This is a genomic window from Chryseobacterium phosphatilyticum (assembly GCF_002899825.2).
Classification (GTDB): domain Bacteria; phylum Bacteroidota; class Bacteroidia; order Flavobacteriales; family Weeksellaceae; genus Chryseobacterium; species Chryseobacterium phosphatilyticum.
Window position 1 is genome coordinate 173,590 of the sequence record NZ_PPED02000003.1, and the last position, 21,892, is coordinate 195,481.

Here is a 21,892-nt window from a genome sequence, read left to right on the forward strand (position 1 = left end):
AAATTATGAATTTAAATGCTGAGAAATATTCCCAACTGATAAAGTCCAAAGCAAAAAGTTTTGGGTTCCAGAGTTGTGGCATTTCTAAAGCTGATTTTCTGGAAGAAGACGCAAGACCTCTTGAGAATTGGCTCAAAAATAATTTTAACGGCGAAATGAAATATATGGAAAATCATTTCGATAAAAGGCTTGATCCAAGACTCCTGGTGGAAGGCTCCCGTTCTGTAATTTCACTTTCTTACAACTATTTTCCAGAGGAAAAGCTTTCTGTTTTAGAGAATTTTAAGATCTCAAAATATGCTTATGCAGAAGATTATCATGAAGTAATCAAGGAGATTCTTCGTGAAATGGTTGCCCAATTGCAAGAAGAAATTGGTGAATTCGGATTCAGGGTTTTTGTTGATTCTGCTCCGGTTCTCGAAAGAAGCTGGGCCCGAAAATCAGGAATTGGTTGGGTAGGAAAAAATGCGAACCTTATTACCAAACAGAATGGTTCCTTTTATTTTTTAGCCGAAATTATTTGTGATCTTGAATTGGTTGCTGATCATGCCACAACCGATCATTGCGGAACCTGCAGAAAATGTATAGATGCCTGTCCTACAGATGCCATTGTTTCAGAAAAAATTATTGATGGAAGCCGATGTATTTCTTATGCAACTATAGAACTTAAAAACGAAATTCCTGATCATTTTAAAGATAAAATGGAAGACTGGATGTTCGGTTGTGATATCTGTCAGGATGTTTGTCCATGGAATCGCTTTTCAGCACCACACAAGCAGAGCAGATTTACACCCAATGAAGCATTAAAAAATTTTAAAAAAGGAGAATGGAAAGAACTTACTCAGGAAATTTTCTCTGAAATCTTTAGGAAATCACCAGTGAAAAGAACCAAATTTGCTGGTCTGAAGAGAAATATAGAATTTTTAAATAGGTCTTCAGACTGATTTTAGGCTAAACTTTTGGTGACAATCCCTCCTTCGGAATTTTTCTGAGTTCCAAACTAAAGCTGATGATCGACCATTCCCTAAGTTTTCAGTCTTAAGGAGGTTAAGATTTAGTTGAATAAGTTTCTTGAAAAGCCTTTCCTAAAAAGAAAAATTGACTTTCAGGAGATTAAATCTCACCGAAAATCAACGTTTTTTTTGTATTCTTTTTGGAGCAGTTTTTACTCTTACTTTAAATCTTTTTTGGGACTTGGTATTTTTACGCATATTTGTGAACATTTCGTAACTAAATATAGCCATTTTTTCGATTAAAACAAATACTTTTACTAAAAATTAAAGATTAAATTTTATTCAAAAACATGACTGTGAAAACCATACTGATATATACCTTAAAAGTTTTGGGAATTATTTTAGGAATTGTGATTATTTATGTAATCCTAGGATTACTGATCCCCATTATTCCGGTTGCAGCTAAAGAAGATGGTGAAAAGAAAGAAATTCCCATCTATATCTATACCAATGGAGTACACACCGATATTGTAATGCCGGTAAAAAATGATATGCAGGACTGGAGCCTGAAAATTCCTTTTGCCAATATAAAATCAAAGAAGACAGATTATAATTATGTCGGAATAGGCTGGGGAGATAAAGGTTTTTATCTTGACACTCCAACCTGGGCTGACCTTAAATTTTCTACAGCCGTTAAAGCAGCTTTTTGGCTCAGTGACTCGGCGATGCATTGTACCTATTACAACAGCATGAAAGAAGGCGATGATTGTAAAATGATTATGATCAGCAGAAGTCAATACAAAAAATTAGTAGAATTTGTAGAAAAAAAATTTGACAGAGATCAGAACGGAAACTTTATATTGATCCCCACAGATGCAGTATATGGTGATAATGATGCCTTTTATGATGCTAAAGGAACATACAGTTTTCTGTATACCTGCAATACCTGGAGTAATGATGCTTTGAAAGCCGCAGGGCAGAAAGCCGCCCTTTGGACACCTACTGATTTTGGAATCTTTCGACACTATAAATAGAGATGAATAGGAATTACCTGTTCTTTTTACTTGCTATAATCTCTTTTTCATGCATGAAAGAGAAGAATATGCCCCATCTGATAGCTGAAGATCCTATAAGGAAGATTGAAAAAAAGCCTGAAGCCGATTGGGCCAAAATAAAAACAAAAGGTGAAGAGGCATTGCAATTTTGTACATCAAAAGATTTGAATACAGATTTTTGTATCCTTATTGACATGAGTCTCCATTCAGGAGTCAGTAGATTTTTTATCTGGGATTTTAAAACCCACTCAGTTTCTGAAAAATATCTGGTAGGTCACGGTTGTGGATCCAATTCCTGGAGTAAAGATGAATCAAAAGACCGTCCGGAATTCAGTAACGAAGATGGAAGTCATCTGTCGTCTCTGGGAAAATATAAACTACAGGGAAGGGGCTATAGTGAATGGGGAATAAATGTGAAATATCTGATGCATGGGCTTGAAGAAACCAATACTAATGCTTTAAAAAGATTTATAGTTTTTCATTCCTGGAACCTGATGAGTGATGAAGAGACATTTCCTAAAGGGTCGCCGGAAGGCTGGGGGTGTCCAACCATTTCAAATAATGCAATGAAGAAAATTGATCCGATGATTCAGAATTCAAAGAAACCGGTTCTGATGTGGATTTATAATTAAAAAGAAGTAGAATGAAACATACCCTTTTTCGTGAGCAACAACTCAACTGTGATATAGAAACGGCCTGGAAATTTTTTTCTTCAGCCAATAATCTCTCTGAGATTACCCCAAAAGATATGGGATTTATTGTATTGACAGAAATGGATGATGATGAAATTTATCAAGGAATGATCATTGATTATTACGTTTCTCCATTATTGGGAATTAAGATGAAATGGCAGACAGAAATTACACATGTCGATTTTCAGAAGAGTTTTATTGATTTTCAGAAAAAAGGGCCCTACAAATTATGGAACCATCATCATGAGTTTATTCCCAATGATCATGGGGTATTGATGAGAGATACCATAGACTATGAACTTCCAATGGGATTTCTTGGAGAAATTGCCCATAGTCTTTTTGTTAAAAAGAAACTGGAATACATTTTCGATTACAGGTTCAGGATACTAAGTAAGTTGTTTTAAGTTTGCAATTCAGGTTTTTAATACCTTTCATAGTTAAAATCTGCTGTATTCTTCAATTGTTTAAGTTTTTTTAACAATTAAATGGCCTCTTTTCCGGGCAAAAATACCTATTTTTGCGGCACTATCGTTTTTACTAAAAAAAACAAGTATTCCAGTGACATGGCAGGTCTGAGGTCATTTATCATATTCTATATTATATTGGTTTTTACCCTTTTCAATTCGAATTGGGCAGAAAAGTCATTGAATAATATTCCTCACCTCCCCCCTGTAAGCAATATTCATCTTTTGGATGTCTATGAGGAGGCAGATATGAATACCCATGCATTACCTGCAGCCTCAAAAATTGTAAAATATTCTGCCCGCAAGGATGAAGATGCAACAGGAGATTTTTCGGCAATCATAAAAGTAAGCCCGAAAATTACACTTCCTGAAATTTCACTATCTACTATTTGTGGAGTTAAATCCTTTCTCCATCTCCTCCAGTTGTATTAATGTAAGTTATTGAAATCCAGTTTATTTTAACGAATTTTTTATAACTTAAACATTTTAAGATGTATTTTAAAAATGTAATAATTTGCACTTTTGCAACATTATTCGCTGTGTCATGCAGTAAAAACAAGGAAAAAAACAGTCAGAAAGAAAAAGAAGTCCCGATACTTGAAATTAAAGAAAAGGATACCTTGGTAAGTAACCATTTTGTTACAGATATTCAGGCTAAAAAGAATGTTGAAATGCGTTCAAGAATCGGAGGGCTTATACAGCATATTTACGTTAACGAAGGACAATTTGTACGCCAGGGGCAACCCCTGTTTAAAATTAATGATGCCGAGTTACAAATGGAATTATTGAAGGCCAATGCAGCATTAAAACAGACGGAAGCTGATGTCCGTATTGCTGAAGTAGAGCTGAAACAAATCCAGAGTCTTCATGCGAAGAAATTTGTTGCCAACAACGAATTGGAGATGGTAAAAGCAAAATTATCATCAGCTAAAGCCAAACATGCTTTTGCCGATGCAGAAAAGAAAGCAGTGTTGCAAAAGATAAGCTTTACGAAGATCACCGCACCTTTTGACGGAGTTATTGACGTTATTCCCCTCAAAGACGGGAGTTTGGTAGAAAACGGGACGTTGTTGACCACCTTGTCGCAGCTGAATGAGGTGTATGCTTATTTTTCTATTCCGGAAAATGTATACTTCGAGCTCTTGGCCAAGGATAAAATAGGAAACCATCAGAAAATTGAGTTGACATTACCCAATGGGGTCAATTATCAGTTTAACGGAGCTTTAAAAACTGCGGAAGGAGAAATAGACAGAGCAACAGGTTCTATCAGATATAAAGCATTGTTTCCCAACCCTGATCGTCTGATCAAACATGGGACTTCAGGAAAGCTGATCATTTCGGAACAGCAGAATAATGCCATTTTAATTCCACAAAAATCCACATTCTCCATTCAGGATAAAACCTATGTATTTGTACTGGATAAGCAGAATAAGGTGAAAATGACCAATATTACGATCGGAACAACTCTCAGAGATTCCTATATGGTGGAAAGTGGCCTTAAAAAAGGTGATTTAATCATTTATGAGGGTACCCAGTCTCTAAAAGACGGTGATATCATTAAAATCAAAAAGAAGGTATAGCCTTTCATAATTTTTAAATCAATTGACAATGGTAGAAATGTTTATAAGACGAAAGGTTCTTTCGTTGGTTATTTCCATATTATTTGTACTCCTGGGAATTATGGCACTCCTGAAGATGCCTATTACACAGTTTCCGGATATTGTACCTCCCTCTGTAACGGTAACAGCCAAATATACAGGAGCCAATGCCGAAGTATCGGCAAATGCCGTAGCTCTTCCACTGGAACGCGCTATCAACGGGGTTCCGGGAATGACGTATATGTCTACAGTTACCTCAAATGATGGGCTTACACTTGTTCAGGTGTTTTTCGAGGTGGGAACAGATCCTGATGTAGCAGCAGTAAATGTCCAGAACAGGGTAACCACTATTCTTGATGAGCTTCCTGAAGAAGTAATCAGAGCGGGAGTTACCACGGAAAAAGAGGTAAACAGTATGTTGATGTATCTTAATATCACAAGTACAGATCCGAGTCAGGACGAACAGTTTATCTATAATTTTACAGATATTAATGTTCTTCAGGAGCTAAAGCGTATTGATGGGGTAGGACGTGCCGAGATCATGGGACAAAAAGAATATTCCATGAGAGTATGGCTGGATCCGCAGAAGATGGCTGCTTATAATATCTCTGCAGATGAAGTGATCAATTCTCTTCAGAAGCAGAATATCTCTGCAGCGCCGGGAAAAGTGGGTGAAACTTCAGGGAAGACTTCCAGCCAGTTGCAGTATGTAATCAAGTATAAAGGTAAATTTTTTGAACCTAAGCAGTATGAAGAAGTTCCGATCAGGTCTGATGTGGACGGAACCATCTTAAAACTGAAAGATATTGCTAAAGTAGAATTCGGGGCAATGAATTACGGAATGGTTTCCAAAACAGACGGAAGACCTTCTGCATCCATTATGATGAAACAACGTCCGGGCTCCAATGCTTCCGAAGTGATTGAGAGTGTAAAAGCAAAAATGGAAGAATTAAAAGTCTCTTCTTTCCCTCCGGGAATGGAGTATAACATGGCTTATGATGTTTCCAGATTCCTGGATGCCTCCATCAGCGCGGTATTGACCACTTTGATTGAAGCTTTTATTCTGGTAGGAATTGTAGTCTTTATATTCCTTCAGGACTGGCGTTCAACATTAATTCCTGTTCTGGCAGTTCCGGTAGCTTTGGTAGGTACTTTTGCCTTTATGAATATGCTTGATTTCTCGGTAAACCTGTTGACTTTATTTGCCCTTGTTCTTGCCATCGGAATTGTCGTAGATAATGCAATTGTCGTCGTAGAAGCCGTACACGTTAAAATGGAAGATGGGATGAATGCCCTGGATGCCACAATAAGCGCCACTAAGGAAATTGCGGGAGCAGTAGTTGCAATAACCATTGTAATGTCGGCCGTATTTATTCCGGTAGCCTTTCTGGATGGTCCTGTGGGGGTATTTTACCGACAGTTTTCATTAACGTTAGCGATTAGTATTGTGATTTCAGGGGTCAACGCTTTGACGCTTACTCCGGCTCTTTGTGCTATTATTTTAAAACCTCATGCTCACGACAAAAAGAAAACGATTGTTGACAGGGCTTTCCAGAGTTTTAATACAGGGTTTGACCGTTTAACAAATGGCTACGTCAGCATTTTATCAAAATTTGCAACAAGAACTACAGTTACCTTTGGTTTACTGTTCTTATTTATTGCATTGACGTTTGTAACCAGTAAGTTTCTTCCAACAGGATTTATTCCGATGGAAGATCAGGGAATGGTGTATGTGAGTGTAACCACACCACAGGGAGCAACCGTAGAAAGAACAGAGAAAGTACTGGATGAAGTAACTGTTATGGCAAAGAAGATCGAAGGGGTAGAAAATGTAACAACACTTGCCGGATATAGCATTGTAACAGAGATTGCAGGAGCATCTTACGGAATGGCAATGATTAACCTTAAAGACTGGAAGCAAAGAAGTATTTCAGTCAATGATCTGATTGCTGAACTCTCAGAAAAAACAAAAGGTATTGCAGATGCGCAGATCGAAATCTTTGCACCACCAACCGTTCCGGGATTCGGAAATACCAGTGGTTTTGAATTGCGTTTGCTGGACAGAACCGGAGGAACGATCGAGAATACAGATAAAATCACCAAAGATTTTGTTAAAAAGCTGAATGAAGCACCGGAACTACAGAACAGTTTTACCAGCTTTGATGCCACCTTTCCACAATATATGATCAATGTGGATTATGACATGGCTGCAAAGAAAGGAATTTCTGTGGATAATGCGATGTCAACGTTGCAAACAATGTTGGGTTCTTATTATGCAACCAATTTTATCAGATTTAGCCAGATGTATAAAGTAATGGTGCAGGCAAGTCCGGAGCATAGGGATACCCCTGAGAGTATTTTGAATCTGTATTTAAAAAATGATAAAGGAGAAATGGTTCCGTTCTCAACATTTATTACCATGGAAAAAGTTTATGGACCTGAAGTATTAACCCGGTACAATATGTATATGTCTGCGATGATCAATGGAGAAGCGTCGGATGGATATAGTTCCGGAGATGCTATTGCAGCGGTGGAACGTGTTGCAAAACAAACACTTCCAAGAGGTTTTGATATTGAATGGTCGGGGATGACAAGAGAAGAAATTCTATCAGGAAACCAGACTGTTTATATCTTCCTGATCTGTCTGTTGTTTGTGTATCTTTTACTGGCGGCACAGTATGAAAGCTTTCTTCTTCCGATGCCTGTATTGCTAAGCCTTCCAACCGGGATTTTTGGCTCATATATAGCATTGGTTCTGGCAGGGTTGGACAATAATATTTATGCTCAGGTTGCGCTGGTCATGTTGATTGGTCTTTTGGCGAAAAATGCCATTTTGATTGTAGAATTTGCCGTAGCCAGAAACAAACAGGGGTTTGATATTGTTCCGGCTGCTATTGAAGGAGCAAAGCAGCGTCTTCGTCCTATTCTGATGACTTCTTTTGCATTTGTGGCAGGGCTTATTCCTTTATGCATCGCATCAGGTGCCGGAGCTATTGGAAACCGTTCTATTGGTACAGCGGCGGCAGGAGGAATGCTGATCGGAACGATCTTCGGATTGGTTGTCATTCCGGGACTCTATATATTCTTTGCAAAACTTGAAAATAAGAAGAAAAATGAAACGATTACATCTTAGAAATATAGTATTAGGAATGGCTGCAATAAGCCTGATCTCATGTGCAGTACCGAAAGTCACCGAGATAAAAAAAGCTCATGCGCTGCCCGCGGAATTGATTAAAACCGGAAAAGAAACTACTTCAGATGATTTTAAACAGTTGAATTTAAAAGCTTATTTTACAGAGCCACAACTGCTGGAACTTTTTGATAAAGTAGTTCAGGCCAACCCTGATTTTCAGATTGCCCAACAAAGAGTAGAAATAGCAAACAGCTTTCTTCAGAGATCAAAAATGGATCTCTTACCTTCTCTTGAAGTGGGTGCTGAGGTTTCAGGGAACAGATATGGAAAATACACCATGGAAGGTGTGGGCAACTACGATACTAACCTTTCTCCCAACATTACCGAAGAACAGAAAATCAACAGGGATTTTACTCCTAATTACTGGTTGGGAGGCAGAAGCAGCTGGGAGATTGACGCATGGGGTAAATTAAAAAATAAAAAGATAGCTGCTCAAAAGAAATTCCTGGCTTCTACGGAAGGTTTGAGGCTCTTACAGGTAGAACTCTTTACTGATATTGCCAATTTATATTACCAATTGGTGGCTTTAGACAATCGTCTGGCTATTTATCAGAAGAACTATAACCTGCAACAAAGAGCTTTTGAAATTGTTTTAGCACAACGTGAAGTCGGAAAAGCCACTGAACTTGCAGTACAACAATTTAAAGCACAAAATAACAACTGGCTTGCTGAAATTGAACATATTAAAGTCGAAATTGTTACAGTAGAACAAGCCATTACCACTCTTACAGGAAGTTATGGTGGTGATGTAAAACGAGGAAAGACCTTGATGCCCACTAATATGGATGTTTTAAATAAAAACATTAATGTGGAAGCTGTTATTCACTCACGTCCGGACGTCGCAGCCAATTATTATGTACTGGAAGCTTCTCAGGCTGATGCCAAAGCAGCAAGAGCAGCTTTTTATCCAAAAATAGATCTTGGTGCAGGTTTTGGTTTGAATTCTTTTTCTGTTGAAACCCTTTTCAAACCAAGTTCTTTAGCCGGCCAGTTGCTGGGAGGTCTTATGGTTCCGGTTTTTAATAAAGGACAGTTGAAATACGAGTTCAAAGTGGCAAGTAAAGAGCAGGAAATCGCTTTTCTAAACTATCAGAAAAGTATTACCACAGCATTCAATGAGCTTCAATCTATTTTGAAACAAACTAAAATTTATGAACGTGTTTTGAAATTAAAGTCTGAAGAAGTAGGTTTTCTGGATCGTGGAGTAGAAGTGTCCAACGACCTTTATTTGACGGGATATGCCAATTATTTTGAACTGATCAATTCCCAGAAAAGCAAACTAACTGCTGAACTTGATCTGCTGCAATTCCAGCATCAGAACACCAGAAATAATGTGCTGTTGTTTAAAGCATTGGGTGGAAAACTGGAGTAAAAGAAGAGAAAACAGAGTTTATCAGTCTCGGAAACCGGCCCATTTTTATTTTTACGATGTATAAAGAAAGCCACCTGAAAAGGTGGCTTTTATATTCGTAATAAATGATTATTTATTTAACAATCTGTATATTGATTGCAGAGAATCCTTTTGGAGATTTCTCTTTCTCAAAAGAAACTTTGTTTCCTTTCTTTACAGGCTCTAAACAATTGTTGTTGTGGAAAAAGATATTTTCTTTACTATTGTCTTCAGTAATAAAACCATACCCTTTTTCACTTAGGAAAGTAATGATTCCTAATTTTCTTGGATCTTCTTCAATGATAGGAGCTGCACCCAACTGAATATCTTCAAGGTTTATTTCCTGTCTTTGTTCAGGGGGAGTAGAAGTTAATCTTCCGAATTCGTCTACATACATGAAGACATCCTCCGCTCCTTTGTTGTTGTTCGTTTTACGTTCTTCGCGTCTTAGCGCCTTTTCTTTTTGCTTTTGAATTTTTTTCTTGAAATTTTCCTTTTTAGAAAAAGAATCTGCCATAAATTATTTTTAGTATTTAGTTTCTATAAATTATATAAGTTCAACTGATCTGTTGCAGACCATAAAGCCCGTCGATGTTTCCTGTTCTTGGATTTTTCCAATCATCCAGAGCTTTAAAATTCCGACAAGTATTGTTCTTAATAGAAGAATAAAAGTTAAAAATATGGCTGCTCAAAAAAGCAAGGACTGAATGAATTATTTGAGTCGTTACAGAAAAACAAAGTAGTGACTTGATTATAATATGCAAATATACAACAATAAAATGAATAATGCGGTTTTAAATGATTGATTATCAGAAAAGGTTATTATTAAGAATTTTATAAAAATGTTTTGTTGTAATGAAGAAGCCGTATTAAAAAGGAAAAATAAAAATCCCCAGCAATCTGAGGATTATGAAAAAAAATATATTCTTGTATGAATGTGGTGTACGATACATATGCAAAGTATCAAATGTTGTGCCTAAAATTCACTGTTGGTAGAGGTTTTTAGAGTAAATTTCATTTGATAACCGTATGATAAATTGTATGTGTCTGGTAGAGAATATCATAATGATAAGAGAGAATTTTTGAAAAACTTTGATTTTATTTTAACTGTTGAGCTCTTATATTATGTGGAATTTCCGAAAAATTCACCATACTGTGGTGAATATTATTGCCCATCTTTGCTTCATTAACATTTAAAAATTAAAAATAATGTCAACACAAAATGTAAAAGGAAAAGTTGTTTTAATCGCCGGAGGGGGCAAAAATTTAGGAGGATTGTTAAGTAAGGATTTTGCTGCGAAAGGAGCAAAACTAGCGATTCATTACAATAGTGAGGGCTCTAAAGCAGAGAGCGAGAAAACACTGGCAGAAGTTCAGGCACTCGGTGCCGAAGCATTTCTATTTCAGGGAGATTTGACCAAAGTAGAAAACCTGACGAAGTTCTTTGATGAGACGATTTCGCGTTTTGGTGGAATCGACATTGCGATCAATACAGTGGGAATGGTATTGAAAAAGCCATTTACAGATACTACGGAATCAGAATATGACACCATGTTCAATGTAAATTCAAAATCGGCTTATTTTTTCCTGCAGGAGGCTGGTAAAAAACTGAATGATAACGGAAAAATTTGTACAATTGTAACTTCATTGCTGGCAGCGTACACAGGTTTGTATTCTACTTATGCAGGTGCCAAAGCTCCGGTAGAGCATTTTACAAGAGCTGCTTCCAAAGAGTTCGGATCAAGAGGTATTTCTGTAACGGCAGTTGCTCCGGGACCAATGGATACCCCTTTCTTCTATGGTCAGGAAACTGATGACGCAGTTGCTTACCATAAATCGGCTGCTGCATTAGGTGGGCTTACCGACATCAAAGACATTGCTCCACTGGTGGAGTTTTTAGTAACCGACGGATGGTGGATTACGGGGCAGACTATTTTTGCCAATGGAGGATATACCACAAGATAATTGTTTTAATATCATGTAAAAAAACAAACTCACTGAAAACGCTTCAGTGAGTTTTTATATTTGATAAAGAAAGGGAAACTATAAAGCCTTTGCCTTTGCTTTTTCCACGATACTTTTGATGATAAAAAATAATCCAAGAAGAACAAAAGGAATACTCAGGAGCTGCCCCATATTCAGACTCATCCCGTGCTCAAATTCTACCTGGTCTACCTTGATAAATTCAATTACGATTCTCATTATAAAGATCAAAAGAATACTGATTCCAAAATAGAAACCTCTTCCTATTTTAAAGATATTTTTCTTATAAATAAAATAAACAGAAAGGAAAATGATAAAATAAGAGATGGCTTCATAAAGCTGGGCAGGATGTCTCGGAAGATCATCTACCTGACGGAATATAAACGCCCATGGAACATCAGTAGGAACTCCAAGGATTTCAGAGTTCATAAGATTGGCCAGTCTGATAAAAGTACCGGCCAACGGAAGTACAATCGCTATGGCATCCAAAACAGTCATCAATGGGATTGAAAACTTTCTCGCATATATCAGAAGCATAATAACCAATCCTATACCACCACCATGACTGGCAAGACCTGCAAATCCTGTAAAATGATAAGCTCCATCGTGCCCTTTCTGAATAGGTAAAAATACCTCAATCGGATGCTGGGAATAATAATCAAAATCATAAAAAAGACAATGACCGAGTCTTGCTCCCACTAAAATTCCTATAAGGGCGTAAGAGAATAACGCTTCGTGAGCCTGTGTGCTGAGACCTTCTTTTTTATAAATTTTTTTTAAAATATTGAGTGATAAAACAAGCCCTGCAAGGAAAAGTAATCCGTAATATTTTATAGGAAGTCCTAAGATATTGACGATTTCGGGATTAATATCCCAGTTGATGTATAATAAGTTCATTGCTGCAAAGATAAGAAAATAGGAATTTGTGGACAGAATAGTGCAGTTTAATGAATTTACTCTTTAAATGACAGTCTGTTATGAATGTTTTTACATCCTTTGTGACCGATAGACTACAAAAATGTATATGTACTGAAGTCATTTAAGTAGAAGCTCTGTAAACCAGTTCCGCATCCATTAGTATAGATCTGCTTGGAAGCATATTGTTTTTGATCTTTTCCAATGCCAGTTCTGCAGCGGCTTCACCCATTTTTTCCAAAGGCTGCTGTACGCTGGTCAGCTGAGGATATACCATGGTCGACAATTCCGTTCCGGAAAAACTTGCAATAGCAACTTCCTCGGGTATTCTTACTTTTTGTTCAAGAAGAAAATTCATGGCTCCCATGGCAAGGGTATCACTGAAAGCAAAAATACTGTCGAATTCTATATTTTTATTCAATAGTTGTTTAACTGCTTTTTTCCCATGTTCGAAGGTCATTCCATCGGTCTGTACGACCAGGTTTTCATCAAAAATATTGTATTTCATAAGAATGCGCTTATAACCATTTACTCTTTCTACAGCATTTCGGATGGTTGAAGGTCCCATGATATGTACAATCTTTTTCCTTTTAGTCTTAATTAAGTATTCCACCATTAATGAAGCTTTAATAGAATCATCAATAATAACCTTCGAAACATCCAGGGATTTGTGAGGAATTCGGTCAAAGAATATTAAAGGAGTTCCATTATCCATAATCTTTTGGTAGATGTCGTTATTCTGGGTTTCATGACAGAGATTAATAATAATGGCATCTACATTAAACTCTTCCATGAGCTGAAGATTTTTTCTCTCAATAAGAGGGTCTTCATCAGACTGAGTGATGATGATACGGTATCCGAGAGGGTACAGAATATTCTGAATTCCTTTCAGTACAGTGGATGAAAAAGGAGTAATCATTTCCGGTACTACAAACCCTATTGTCCGGGATTGTCCAGACTGTAAGTTCAAAGCGGTAAGGTTGGGTTTATACCCCAATTTTTCAGCTGCATCCAGCACCTTTTTTCTTGTTTCTTCATTCACATTTTTATCATGAAGAAGTGCTCTGGAGATGGTAGAGGTAGATAATGACAAAAATTTGGACAGATCTTTAATCGTAATACGTCTCATCAGCCTTGTTTTTTGGCTAAAAATAATAAAAAAATAGACAATTGGGAACGTTCCCGGATTTTTGGGAACGTTCCCAGTTTGAATTTTGTAAAAAAAAGGACCGGTTAACCATTTGTTAATATAGTTTTAACGAATTGGTTAATATGATAACAATTTTACGATTATGAGTATGATTTATTACAACGATGAGGTGTCGGAAACCCGCACAGGAATTTTACATATTGGAGTAGGAAACTTTCACAGGGCTCACCAGCAGTTTTATACCAATATGCTGCTCAATGATGAAGATCAGAAAGATTGGGGAATTTGTGGAGTATGTTTGCTACCAGCAGATGAAAAGATCGTAAAGAATTTAAGAGCTCAGAATCTTCAGTATTCTCTTACCATTTGTGGAAGAAACGGAAAAGATGAGGTATATAAAATAGGGTCTTTGCGGGAACTGATCTGGGGGGTAGAAGATCCGCAATCTGTTGTGAGAAAAATTGCAGATTCCTCTGTCAAAATCATCACTTTAACAATTACAGAAGGGGGCTATAATCTGGATAAAAAAACCGGAGAATTTATAGTAGGTGATGAGAAAATACAGCATGATCTGAAGAATCCTTCCCGTCCTGAAACTGTTTTTGGCTTCGTTGCAGAAGGATTACGCCAGAGAAAAATTCAACATGGAGGAGCAATGACTGTACTTTCATGTGATAATCTTCAGCATAACGGAAATACAACAAAAAAAGCTTTTATGTCATTTATAGAAGCACAGGATTCAGAACTGGCCGCATGGGTAAAGGAAAATGTAACTTTCCCCAACAGTATGGTAGATCGTATTACTCCGGCAACAACCGCGGAAGACGTGGAAAGATTAAACAAACGGAATGGGACAGATGACCGTGCTCCCGTATATTGTGAAGACTTTGCACAATGGGTTATTGAAGATGATTTTATCGCAGGAAGACCCGCATGGGAAAGGGTAGGTGTAGAGTTTACAAATGATGTAACCGTATTTGAAAATATGAAACTAAGCTTACTGAATGCTTCCCATACCTTATTATCTTATCCGGCTTTCCTAATGGGTTACCGTAAAGTGGATCAGGCAATGGAGGATCAAAATCTTGTAAAATTCATCAGAGATTTTATGGATACAGATAGTACTCCTTTCGTTCCTGCCCCTGAAAATACAGATCTTGAAAAATACAAGCAAACACTGATCGAAAGATTCGCCAATCATAGTGTAAGTGATCAGGTGAGCCGTTTGTGCTTCGACGGGATTTCAAAATTCCCGGTATATATCGTTCCAAACCTGGGTAAAATGATAAAAGGAGCAAAAGACCTTACCAGACCTGCATTTCTTATCGCTTCTTACCGACATTATCTTAAATATAAAACAGACGATCAGGGTAATGTATTCGAGACAGCAGAACCCTGGATTACTGAGAGCGATCAGAAACTTATTGTTAGTGATAATCCACAGGACTTTCTGGAGTTGTCAGCTTTTAAAGGAGTCCAGCTAAAAGCTTCTGAACAGTTTATGAAATTATACAATCGCTTTGTTGAAGATATAAAAAACTCAGGGACAGATTCAGTTTTACAATCCATCATAAAATAATTAAGCCATGCAGATCAATTCTTCAGATTTCGTTTCTTCAGATAATAAAACAAACAATGCGATACTGCCGTTTGTGATCATTACGTTTATCTATTTTATTGTAGGTTTTCTGACCACTGTGAATGAACAGCTGCAGGCTCCCCTGAAATTTACTTTCCTGAGCCATGCAGGTAGTCTTAAAAACACATTTACGACCCTGATTTCCTTTTTCTTCTTTTTAGGATATCTTCTGAACGGAACGTTGGGAAGTAAATGGGTAAATGCCTTCGGATATAAGAATACAATTCTGCGTGGGCTTTTTTTTATGATTTCAGGTCTCTTTATGTATCTGTGTTCATCATGGTTCGGAGATCATTACCCAGATTTTAAATTTAGAATAAAAGATGCTGTTATCCCTTTTGGATTCATCATTTTTGTTATTGGTTCTTATCTGATGGGGACTTCAGCAGCAATCATTCAGGTAGTTGTAAATCCTTATGCAGCTTCATATGAACTGAAAGGAACTCAGCCCGTACAGCGCTTGAATATTCTGACAGCGATCAATTCTATCGGAACTACTTCTGCGCCTTTTTTTGTTACTGTAGTCATGTTCAGCGGAATTTCCATTGAGAATATAGAAATCAGACAGCTTTTGTTTCCGCTTTCGGTGTTGATTGTCTGCATACTTACCGTAATGATCATCACGAAAAAGCTTCATCTTCCTGATCTTGCTCATACAAGGATTGTGGGAGAGGAAAAGCTTGAAAGAAGTATCTGGTCATTCAGGCATTTTGTGTTGGGAGTTTTGGCTATCTTTTTTTATGTAGGAACAGAGGTTGCCATAGGAGCTAATATTAATCTGTACGCTTTTGAGCTGATGGATTCTGGCCATCCTATCACATTTTTCGGAAAAACAGATATCATTGTAGGAGGAATGGATTTGGGAATTCATGCCTTATTATCCACATTATACTGGGGTGGTTTCCTTGTAGGAAGAGCGGTATCAAGTTTCTTTAGTAAAATTTCCGCAAGAACTCAATTGATTACAACCACAGTGCTGGCAACCATTCTTGCCCTGATATCTATGATTACCCAGAATCTTTGGTTTCTTGTTGCAATCGGCCTTCTGCATTCATCCATGTGGAGCTGTATTTATACACTTTCCATCAAAGGTTTGAATAAATATACTTCAAAAGCATCCGGTATTTTTATTTCTGCTGTATTTGGCGGAGCTGTATTTACGCTTATTCAGGGAGGTTTGGCAGATATTTTAGGTTCATGGAGATGGACGTGGTGGCTTACCGTAATCTGTGAACTGCTTATGCTTACCTATGCGCTGTTTGGATCGCGTATAAGAGAAAAGGACCTCATTCACTAATCATATATTTTCTTTTAACTCATGTAATTATCCTGTAGACTATTACAGGATACAGGATAACTACTGCCTTAAAAACACTTGAATCATGTTAAAAAACTACTTACTATTTGTTTCCTCTTTTGTAGGAAGCTGTTTAGGTGCACAGGAAGTGCATTCAGCATTACAGCTTCGTAACAGCCATTTATGGCGCGGAATTGAAGTCTCTGCCGGACTTATTTATACCGGAGATTTACATCTTGATTATAAGAATTTTTATGCAGGATTTTGGGCTGGCGGTAATGTTGATGGTTCTTACAAAGAATTCAATAACTATATAGGATATAAGAATAAGCACCTTACATTGGAATTATGGGATATTTATAACTTTTCACCCGGAGCCACTTATAACAATAAGGAATTTTTTAATTATTCTGCGAGAGAAACCGGGCGTTTTTGGGATTTCAGATCTTATTATACCATAAGTGATCAGTTTCCTTTAGTTCTCAGCTGGAACACAGTTGTTTTCGGAAGAGACAGAAACAGTGAAAACACAGGGAATAAATATTCATCATTTGTTTCGGGAGAATATCCTGTATACAAAAAAGATAATCTTGAAGTAAGAGGAAGAGTAGGCTATGCTTTTGCCTTAGACAGTTATGGAGAAAAAAATAATTTCTTTGCTAAAGACTCTGGTTTCAATGAGGTAAGTCTTATTGTTTCAAAAAGCTTTACCATCGAAGGATATAAAATTCCCCTCGGGATCTGGGGAATGTGGAATCCGGTTAACAATAATGCATTTCTTCAGTTTTCTGTACAGGTTTATTCATTCTGAAACAAGAAAATACAGATAGTAAATTTTTTACAAAATCAATACATTTAATTACTTTTATATAATGGAATACAAAAAAAATAAAGCCATCTGTTTTGGAGAAGTGCTCTGGGATATTTTTCCGGGAGAGCAGAAAAGAGTAGGCGGTGCACCTTTTAACGTAGCCTATCATCTTTCCAAAATGGGCGTAGAAGTCAATATGATAAGCAGTATCGGTAACGATCAGCTTGGGCGTGATCTTTTGGATAAAATGAAAAACTGGAATATTCCTGCAGATCATGTCCAGATTAATACAGAGTACCCAACAAGTACGGTAGTTGCTACAGTAGATGAAAATAACGATGCTCATTATGATATTGTGGAAAGGGTAGCGTGGGATTTTATTGAAACAACTTTAGAAAATAGGGAAGTCATTAAGACAACAGATGTGTTTGTATTCGGAACTCTTGCAGCCCGAAACGAAAAATCCAGAAATACCTTGTTCCAATTACTTGAAATCAGCAATTATAATGTTTTTGATATCAACCTCAGAGAACCTTATTATGAGGTTGGAATGATTAAAGATCTACTCCATAAAACCCATCTTGCCAAATTCAACAAAGCAGAAATGCGTATGATGCTGGATTTTCTTGGAAAAGAATACACTACTGAAGAAGATGGGATACAATATCTTCAGGACCAGTTTGATCTGGGTGAAATTATTATTTCCAAAGGAAGCAAAGGTGCTCTGTATGCCTCTGATGGGAATTTTTATCTATATCCTACAATTCCGGTTACCGTAAAAGATACTGTGGGGAGCGGGGATTCATTTCTGGCAGGATTTCTTTCCAAAAAATTAGAAAAAGGAAGCACAGTTCATGAAATGATGACTCAGGCTGTTTCACTCGGCGCCTTCATTACATCGCAGGAAGGAGCATGTCCGGAATATTCATTAGAAGATTTTATCAGGTTCAAAAATGAATATCCTGTATCAGCTTTACACTAAAGCGGGAAATCTCATGTTAATTTAAAATGATTCTTGATGAAACATTTGGTAACTTTAGCCTACCACCAAAACAAAAGGTATGCATCATCAGTTAGAAAAACATTACGTAAACAGAGTAGGCTGGCTTCGGGCGGCGGTATTGGGCGCCAATGACGGGTTATTGTCTACAACAAGTATTGTTATCGGTGTCGCAGCAGCAGAACCCGAACGTCATATCATTATTCTTGCTGCCCTAGCCGGAATGATTGCTGGTGCTATGTCAATGGCTGCCGGCGAATACGTTTCTGTAAGCTCTCAGGAGGATACCGAAAAAGCTGATTTGATGAGAGAGAAACGGGAATTGGAAGAAATGCCGGAAATAGAACTTCGTGAACTTGCCAAAGTCTATGAAAAAAGAGGATGTAGTAAAGAAACGGCAATGCAGGTAGCCATCGAACTTACTGAACATGATGCTTTGGGTGCCCATGCCCGGGATGAATTAGGAATCAATGAGATAACGCAGGCCAAACCTTTACAAGCAGCTATTGCTTCATTCGGATCATTTGCTGTAGGAGCATTATTGCCTTTTACCGTTTCTCTTTTGGCTCCTCTTAAACAAATGGTGTATTTCCAATATGGATTTTCAATTATATTTTTAATGCTTCTGGGAGCTATCTCAGCAAGAGCAGGAGGAGCACACGTTGGAATTGCTATGTTGAGAATTTGCTTCTGGGGTACCGTAGCAATGGGAATTACAGCATTGGTAGGGCTTCTTTTTGGCGTGAATATAGCTTAAAAAAGGGGAGATAATCTAAAAATATTGTTCGTTGTTGTTTATGATATATTAAATTTTAGCTTTAAAATATCGGTGTTTATCGTAGATAGAGTAGTAGATTTTGATGTAATTAATTGATTTATAGATTGTATTAAGCCTAACAAGTGTTAGTCGTAGAAATACTACACTTTTTCATATTTGTCTGAAAATATTCTTCAGGCTCATTTAATACATCTAAATTTGGTGATATAACCAATAACAAATCACAAAATATTAACGATTAAAATTTACAATCATGGCAGAAAGAAACTCAAGAGGAATCTTAAAATTTAACAACGGCGAAGGGCAAAAGCTTTTAAAGCTTAATTATACTGTAGCAAGATCTACAGACGTTTCAGGACGTGTAGCATCAGATCCTTCCAACGCATTAATCAAAATTACAGTGGAAGCTACAGAAAAATCTGATATTCTGGAAAGTCTTCTTAATGGAAAATACAAACCGACCGTAGGAGAGGTTACTTTCAACAAATCTCACGAAGAAGGTACTTTAACAACACTAAAGTGGCAAAACGGTTATGTAATCCAGCACGAAGTAGACTTCGATGCAGTGGACGAAAATAGTATGTATATTTCTTTTGTCGTAAGTGCAGAACAAATTGATCTTGGAAACTCTTCCTATGATGGAGCTTGGCCCTCTGCATAAGAATCCGATCACTTAAAAAACTTAAATAAGAAAACAGAATAGTTCATCCGCTAAGGACGCTGTTCTGTTTTTTTGTCTGTTATTATCACGATCAGAGTGAATAAATCTCATTGAATATTTGTTATGAAATTGCTTTTATTTTTGAAATAAGATTGGTTGAAATTGGTTTTGTATTGTGAAAAATTTATAACTTTATAAAAAGGTCATTTATTTTTAAAATTATTGTAAGAGTAAAGATCTTTAACAAACACCTCATCTCATATGAATAAAAATACCTCGAATTCTGAAAAGATTTCCGAGAATCATATTCCCGGAATCAACCGTGTGGTGAAGCTGGATATAGTGATTGAAGGGAAAATGATTAAACACTTCAAGCACTTCCACTTAAAGCAGAGTGTGAAGAAACACCATGATTTTGAATTGACATTAGCTCATGATACCTTAGGTGGTATTCAAAATCACGATTTGGAAGAAGCCCAACAGTTTTTAGGGAAACGTTTAACTGTTGTTTTTAAATATAAAGATGTAGACGGAAGCCCTGAAAGAACCTTTGTTGGAGTTATTACAAAAGTAGGATTCAGCCAGGAAAATCATAGCCTTGGAAATATTGTATTGAAAGGCCAAAGCCCCACTATTTTATTAGACGCCGCTCCACATACCCAAAGTTTTGGTGGCGAAAAACCTGTCAATATGGGAATTATTGCTTCCGAAGTGATTAAACAAGGAATTGATAGTGGTAAGTTTGATGTGAAAGTGAATGCAAAAGCCTCTTCCCAGATTTTATATAGCGCTCAGTATAACGAAACTCATTATAATTATCTCTGCAGAATGGCAGAAGCCTATGGTGAACAGTTTTATTATGATGGTGAAGTACTGCATTTCGGAAATATGCCTCCACAGAATAAAGCATTAGAATTAGTATATGGAAGTAACGTTTCTGATGTCAATGTAGAGTTGAAAGCAGTACATATTAAACCCAGTTTTTACGGATATAACAGCAGTTCGAATGCTAAGTTATCATCAGGAGCTACTCCTATAAAGCATGTAGGGAATTTAGCAAAAACAGCGTACCAGAATAATGAAGGAATCTTCAAAACTCCCTCATTGCAGGTGGCTCCTATCAAAGCAGCGACTGATATGGATGTGGTAATTTCTCAAACCAGCACAGCGGGAAGCAAAGCCGTAGAAGTCTTTACCGTTTCGGGGGGTACTACCATTCCATTTTTACATCCCGGATGTGTTGCTGATATCAATATGCGAAAAACAGGTACAAACAGCAGTGCTTATTTTACCAAATTAATGATGACAGAAGTGATCCATGAAGTTGATGGATTAGGACGCTATAAAGGACAATTTGAGGCAATCGCTTCAGATACAGGATATATTCCTACCCCAGATTTTACAATACCTATTGCACAGCCCCAGATTGCAACGGTTATTTCCAATACAGATCCCCTGGAGCAGGGAAGAGTAAGCGTCAGATTCGACTGGCAGCTTCATGATACTACAAATTTTATCAGAATGATGGCTCCGGATGCCGGTGGAACAGATCAGATTACTCAAAACAGAGGATATGTAGCAGTTCCTGAAGTTGGAGATCAGGTCATGATAGGCTTTGTACACAACCATCCGGATCGTCCTTTTGTTATGGGAGGAATGTTTCATGGAGGTACTGCAATGGGAGGTGGAGTGAATAACCATTTAAAATCAATACAAACCAGAAGCGGAATCAGAATTCTGATGAATGATGAACAAGGCAGTGTTAATATTATTGATCCTAGCGGAAATAATTATTTTATGGATGGAAAAGGTAATATCGTTGTCACTGCTCCAAAGAATATGACATTTAATGCTGGTGAGAATCTGAATATTAATGTCGGTAAAGATATGAAAACAAGCGTTGGAAATGATAATACTACTAATATTATCAATGATCACAAGTTCACCTCAAAAAATTATAAACAAACCGTTAACGAGAATAAAACCATTAATGTAACTGGTGACTTGAAGGAAACAACTTCTACCACTACTCACAAAGCCAAAAATGGTGACATTCTGTTGCAGAGTTCAGGAGTAGCCAAAATGTTGGGTAAAATAGATGCTAAAGTGAATAAAGGCTAAATTCTATGTTAAAAAAGATACTTATTGCTTTATTCTCCTCTGTGTTTTCGGTTATACTTATCGGTATCATTACATTAAGTGTTATGGATTCTACAGGATATGGTGATGGTGATTGCGGCTGGCTGGCTGTATGGCTTTGCGGAGCTTTTCTGCCCATATTGTTTTTTCTGCCATTTATAATAACAGCCCAAA

General features: G+C 37.1%; 19 protein-coding genes. 16 read left to right on the forward strand and 3 right to left on the reverse strand.

What is annotated here, in order from left to right; translation table 11 throughout:
• Positions 1-5 precede the first annotated feature (5 nt).
• The 8 genes from queG (at position 6) to C1631_RS12880 (ending at position 9,327) form a co-directional block, all read left to right on the forward strand.
• Positions 6-944, forward strand: coding sequence for a tRNA epoxyqueuosine(34) reductase QueG (gene queG / locus C1631_RS12845; protein WP_109712543.1), 939 nt, complete (start codon positions 6-8; stop codon positions 942-944).
• A 359-nt stretch (positions 945-1,303) separates the two neighbouring features.
• Entirely contained in the window at positions 1,304-1,987 is a 684-nt protein-coding gene (locus C1631_RS12850; protein WP_103247710.1) for a TIGR02117 family protein, read from the forward strand.
• Positions 1,988-2,040: 53 nt separating this feature from the next.
• A complete protein-coding gene (locus C1631_RS12855) occupies positions 2,041-2,640 on the forward strand; it encodes a murein L,D-transpeptidase catalytic domain-containing protein (protein ID WP_228441202.1) in 600 nt (199 codons plus the stop codon).
• A gap of 11 nt (positions 2,641-2,651) precedes the next feature.
• On the forward strand, positions 2,652-3,104 hold the full coding sequence (locus C1631_RS12860; RefSeq protein WP_109712545.1) for an SRPBCC family protein: 453 nt from the start codon (positions 2,652-2,654) through the stop codon (positions 3,102-3,104).
• A 159-nt stretch (positions 3,105-3,263) separates the two neighbouring features.
• Positions 3,264-3,596 (forward strand): hypothetical protein, encoded by a 333-nt coding sequence (locus tag C1631_RS12865; RefSeq protein ID WP_123966675.1) that lies wholly within the window; start codon positions 3,264-3,266, stop codon positions 3,594-3,596.
• A 107-nt stretch (positions 3,597-3,703) separates the two neighbouring features.
• Positions 3,704-4,744 (forward strand): efflux RND transporter periplasmic adaptor subunit, encoded by a 1,041-nt coding sequence (locus C1631_RS12870; RefSeq protein WP_228441205.1) that lies wholly within the window; start codon positions 3,704-3,706, stop codon positions 4,742-4,744.
• A gap of 28 nt (positions 4,745-4,772) precedes the next feature.
• On the forward strand, positions 4,773-7,895 hold the full coding sequence (locus C1631_RS12875; RefSeq protein WP_109712549.1) for an efflux RND transporter permease subunit: 3,123 nt from the start codon (positions 4,773-4,775) through the stop codon (positions 7,893-7,895).
• Positions 7,876-9,327, forward strand: coding sequence for a TolC family protein (locus tag C1631_RS12880; protein WP_109712550.1), 1,452 nt, complete (start codon positions 7,876-7,878; stop codon positions 9,325-9,327). The genes C1631_RS12875 and C1631_RS12880 overlap by 20 nt, the downstream gene beginning before the upstream one ends.
• Positions 9,328-9,439: 112 nt before the next feature.
• Here the strand turns inward: C1631_RS12880 and C1631_RS12885 are convergent, their stop codons facing one another.
• Positions 9,440-9,862 carry a cold shock domain-containing protein gene (locus C1631_RS12885; protein ID WP_109712552.1) on the reverse strand — a complete coding sequence of 141 codons (423 nt, stop codon included), beginning with the start codon at positions 9,860-9,862 and terminating at the stop codon, positions 9,440-9,442.
• Between the two features lie 692 nt (positions 9,863-10,554).
• Here C1631_RS12885 and C1631_RS12890 point away from each other — a divergent pair.
• A complete protein-coding gene (locus C1631_RS12890; protein WP_103249444.1) occupies positions 10,555-11,310 on the forward strand; it encodes an SDR family oxidoreductase in 756 nt (251 codons plus the stop codon).
• A 78-nt stretch (positions 11,311-11,388) separates the two neighbouring features.
• Here C1631_RS12890 and lgt read toward each other — a convergent pair whose 3' ends face one another.
• Both lgt and C1631_RS12900 read right to left on the reverse strand, forming a co-directional pair.
• Complete coding sequence (gene lgt, locus C1631_RS12895) at positions 11,389-12,225, reverse strand: prolipoprotein diacylglyceryl transferase (protein WP_109712554.1); 837 nt, start codon at positions 12,223-12,225, stop codon at positions 11,389-11,391.
• Between the two features lie 142 nt (positions 12,226-12,367).
• Positions 12,368-13,372 (reverse strand): LacI family DNA-binding transcriptional regulator, encoded by a 1,005-nt coding sequence (locus tag C1631_RS12900; protein WP_109712556.1) that lies wholly within the window; start codon positions 13,370-13,372, stop codon positions 12,368-12,370.
• Between the two features lie 163 nt (positions 13,373-13,535).
• Here C1631_RS12900 and C1631_RS12905 point away from each other — a divergent pair, with 163 nt between their 5' ends.
• The 7 genes from C1631_RS12905 (at position 13,536) to C1631_RS12935 (ending at position 21,700) form a co-directional block, all read left to right on the forward strand.
• On the forward strand, positions 13,536-14,972 hold the full coding sequence (locus C1631_RS12905; RefSeq protein WP_109712558.1) for a mannitol dehydrogenase family protein: 1,437 nt from the start codon (positions 13,536-13,538) through the stop codon (positions 14,970-14,972).
• A gap of 7 nt (positions 14,973-14,979) precedes the next feature.
• Positions 14,980-16,329 (forward strand): MFS transporter, encoded by a 1,350-nt coding sequence (locus C1631_RS12910; RefSeq protein WP_103248742.1) that lies wholly within the window; start codon positions 14,980-14,982, stop codon positions 16,327-16,329.
• An 85-nt stretch (positions 16,330-16,414) separates the two neighbouring features.
• Positions 16,415-17,140 (forward strand): hypothetical protein, encoded by a 726-nt coding sequence (locus C1631_RS12915; RefSeq protein WP_109712559.1) that lies wholly within the window; start codon positions 16,415-16,417, stop codon positions 17,138-17,140.
• A gap of 61 nt (positions 17,141-17,201) precedes the next feature.
• Positions 17,202-18,122: a carbohydrate kinase family protein gene (locus C1631_RS12920; protein ID WP_109712561.1), complete on the forward strand. Its 921-nt coding sequence runs from the start codon at positions 17,202-17,204 to the stop codon at positions 18,120-18,122.
• A 79-nt stretch (positions 18,123-18,201) separates the two neighbouring features.
• On the forward strand, positions 18,202-18,897 hold the full coding sequence (locus C1631_RS12925; protein ID WP_103248740.1) for a VIT1/CCC1 transporter family protein: 696 nt from the start codon (positions 18,202-18,204) through the stop codon (positions 18,895-18,897).
• 274 nt (positions 18,898-19,171) lie between these two features.
• Entirely contained in the window at positions 19,172-19,579 is a 408-nt protein-coding gene (tssD, locus tag C1631_RS12930) for a type VI secretion system tube protein TssD (protein WP_109712562.1), read from the forward strand.
• Between the two features lie 261 nt (positions 19,580-19,840).
• Complete coding sequence (locus C1631_RS12935; RefSeq protein ID WP_109712563.1) at positions 19,841-21,700, forward strand: type VI secretion system Vgr family protein; 1,860 nt, start codon at positions 19,841-19,843, stop codon at positions 21,698-21,700.
• The last annotated feature ends 192 nt before the right edge of the window (positions 21,701-21,892 follow it).

Bases quoted from the DNA above. Each gene is read 5' to 3' on its own strand.
- C1631_RS12850 (WP_103247710.1), top strand. From the start codon at position 1,304: ATGACTGTGAAAACCATACTGATATATACCTTAAAAGTTTTGGGAATT.
- C1631_RS12885 (WP_109712552.1), bottom strand. From the start codon at position 9,862: ATGGCAGATTCTTTTTCTAAAAAGGAAAATTTCAAGAAAAAAATTCAA.
- C1631_RS12860 (WP_109712545.1), top strand. From the start codon at position 2,652: ATGAAACATACCCTTTTTCGTGAGCAACAACTCAACTGTGATATAGAA.
- C1631_RS12915 (WP_109712559.1), top strand. From the start codon at position 16,415: ATGTTAAAAAACTACTTACTATTTGTTTCCTCTTTTGTAGGAAGCTGT.
- C1631_RS12855 (WP_228441202.1), top strand. From the start codon at position 2,041: ATGAAAGAGAAGAATATGCCCCATCTGATAGCTGAAGATCCTATAAGG.
- C1631_RS12875 (WP_109712549.1), top strand. From the start codon at position 4,773: ATGGTAGAAATGTTTATAAGACGAAAGGTTCTTTCGTTGGTTATTTCC.
- C1631_RS12865 (WP_123966675.1), top strand. From the start codon at position 3,264: ATGGCAGGTCTGAGGTCATTTATCATATTCTATATTATATTGGTTTTT.
- C1631_RS12900 (WP_109712556.1), bottom strand. From the start codon at position 13,372: ATGAGACGTATTACGATTAAAGATCTGTCCAAATTTTTGTCATTATCT.
- lgt (WP_109712554.1), bottom strand. From the start codon at position 12,225: ATGAACTTATTATACATCAACTGGGATATTAATCCCGAAATCGTCAAT.
- tssD (WP_109712562.1), top strand. From the start codon at position 19,172: ATGGCAGAAAGAAACTCAAGAGGAATCTTAAAATTTAACAACGGCGAA.
- C1631_RS12925 (WP_103248740.1), top strand. From the start codon at position 18,202: ATGCATCATCAGTTAGAAAAACATTACGTAAACAGAGTAGGCTGGCTT.
- C1631_RS12920 (WP_109712561.1), top strand. From the start codon at position 17,202: ATGGAATACAAAAAAAATAAAGCCATCTGTTTTGGAGAAGTGCTCTGG.
- C1631_RS12910 (WP_103248742.1), top strand. From the start codon at position 14,980: ATGCAGATCAATTCTTCAGATTTCGTTTCTTCAGATAATAAAACAAAC.
- C1631_RS12935 (WP_109712563.1), top strand. From the start codon at position 19,841: ATGAATAAAAATACCTCGAATTCTGAAAAGATTTCCGAGAATCATATT.
- C1631_RS12905 (WP_109712558.1), top strand. From the start codon at position 13,536: ATGAGTATGATTTATTACAACGATGAGGTGTCGGAAACCCGCACAGGA.
- queG (WP_109712543.1), top strand. From the start codon at position 6: ATGAATTTAAATGCTGAGAAATATTCCCAACTGATAAAGTCCAAAGCA.
- C1631_RS12890 (WP_103249444.1), top strand. From the start codon at position 10,555: ATGTCAACACAAAATGTAAAAGGAAAAGTTGTTTTAATCGCCGGAGGG.
- C1631_RS12880 (WP_109712550.1), top strand. From the start codon at position 7,876: ATGAAACGATTACATCTTAGAAATATAGTATTAGGAATGGCTGCAATA.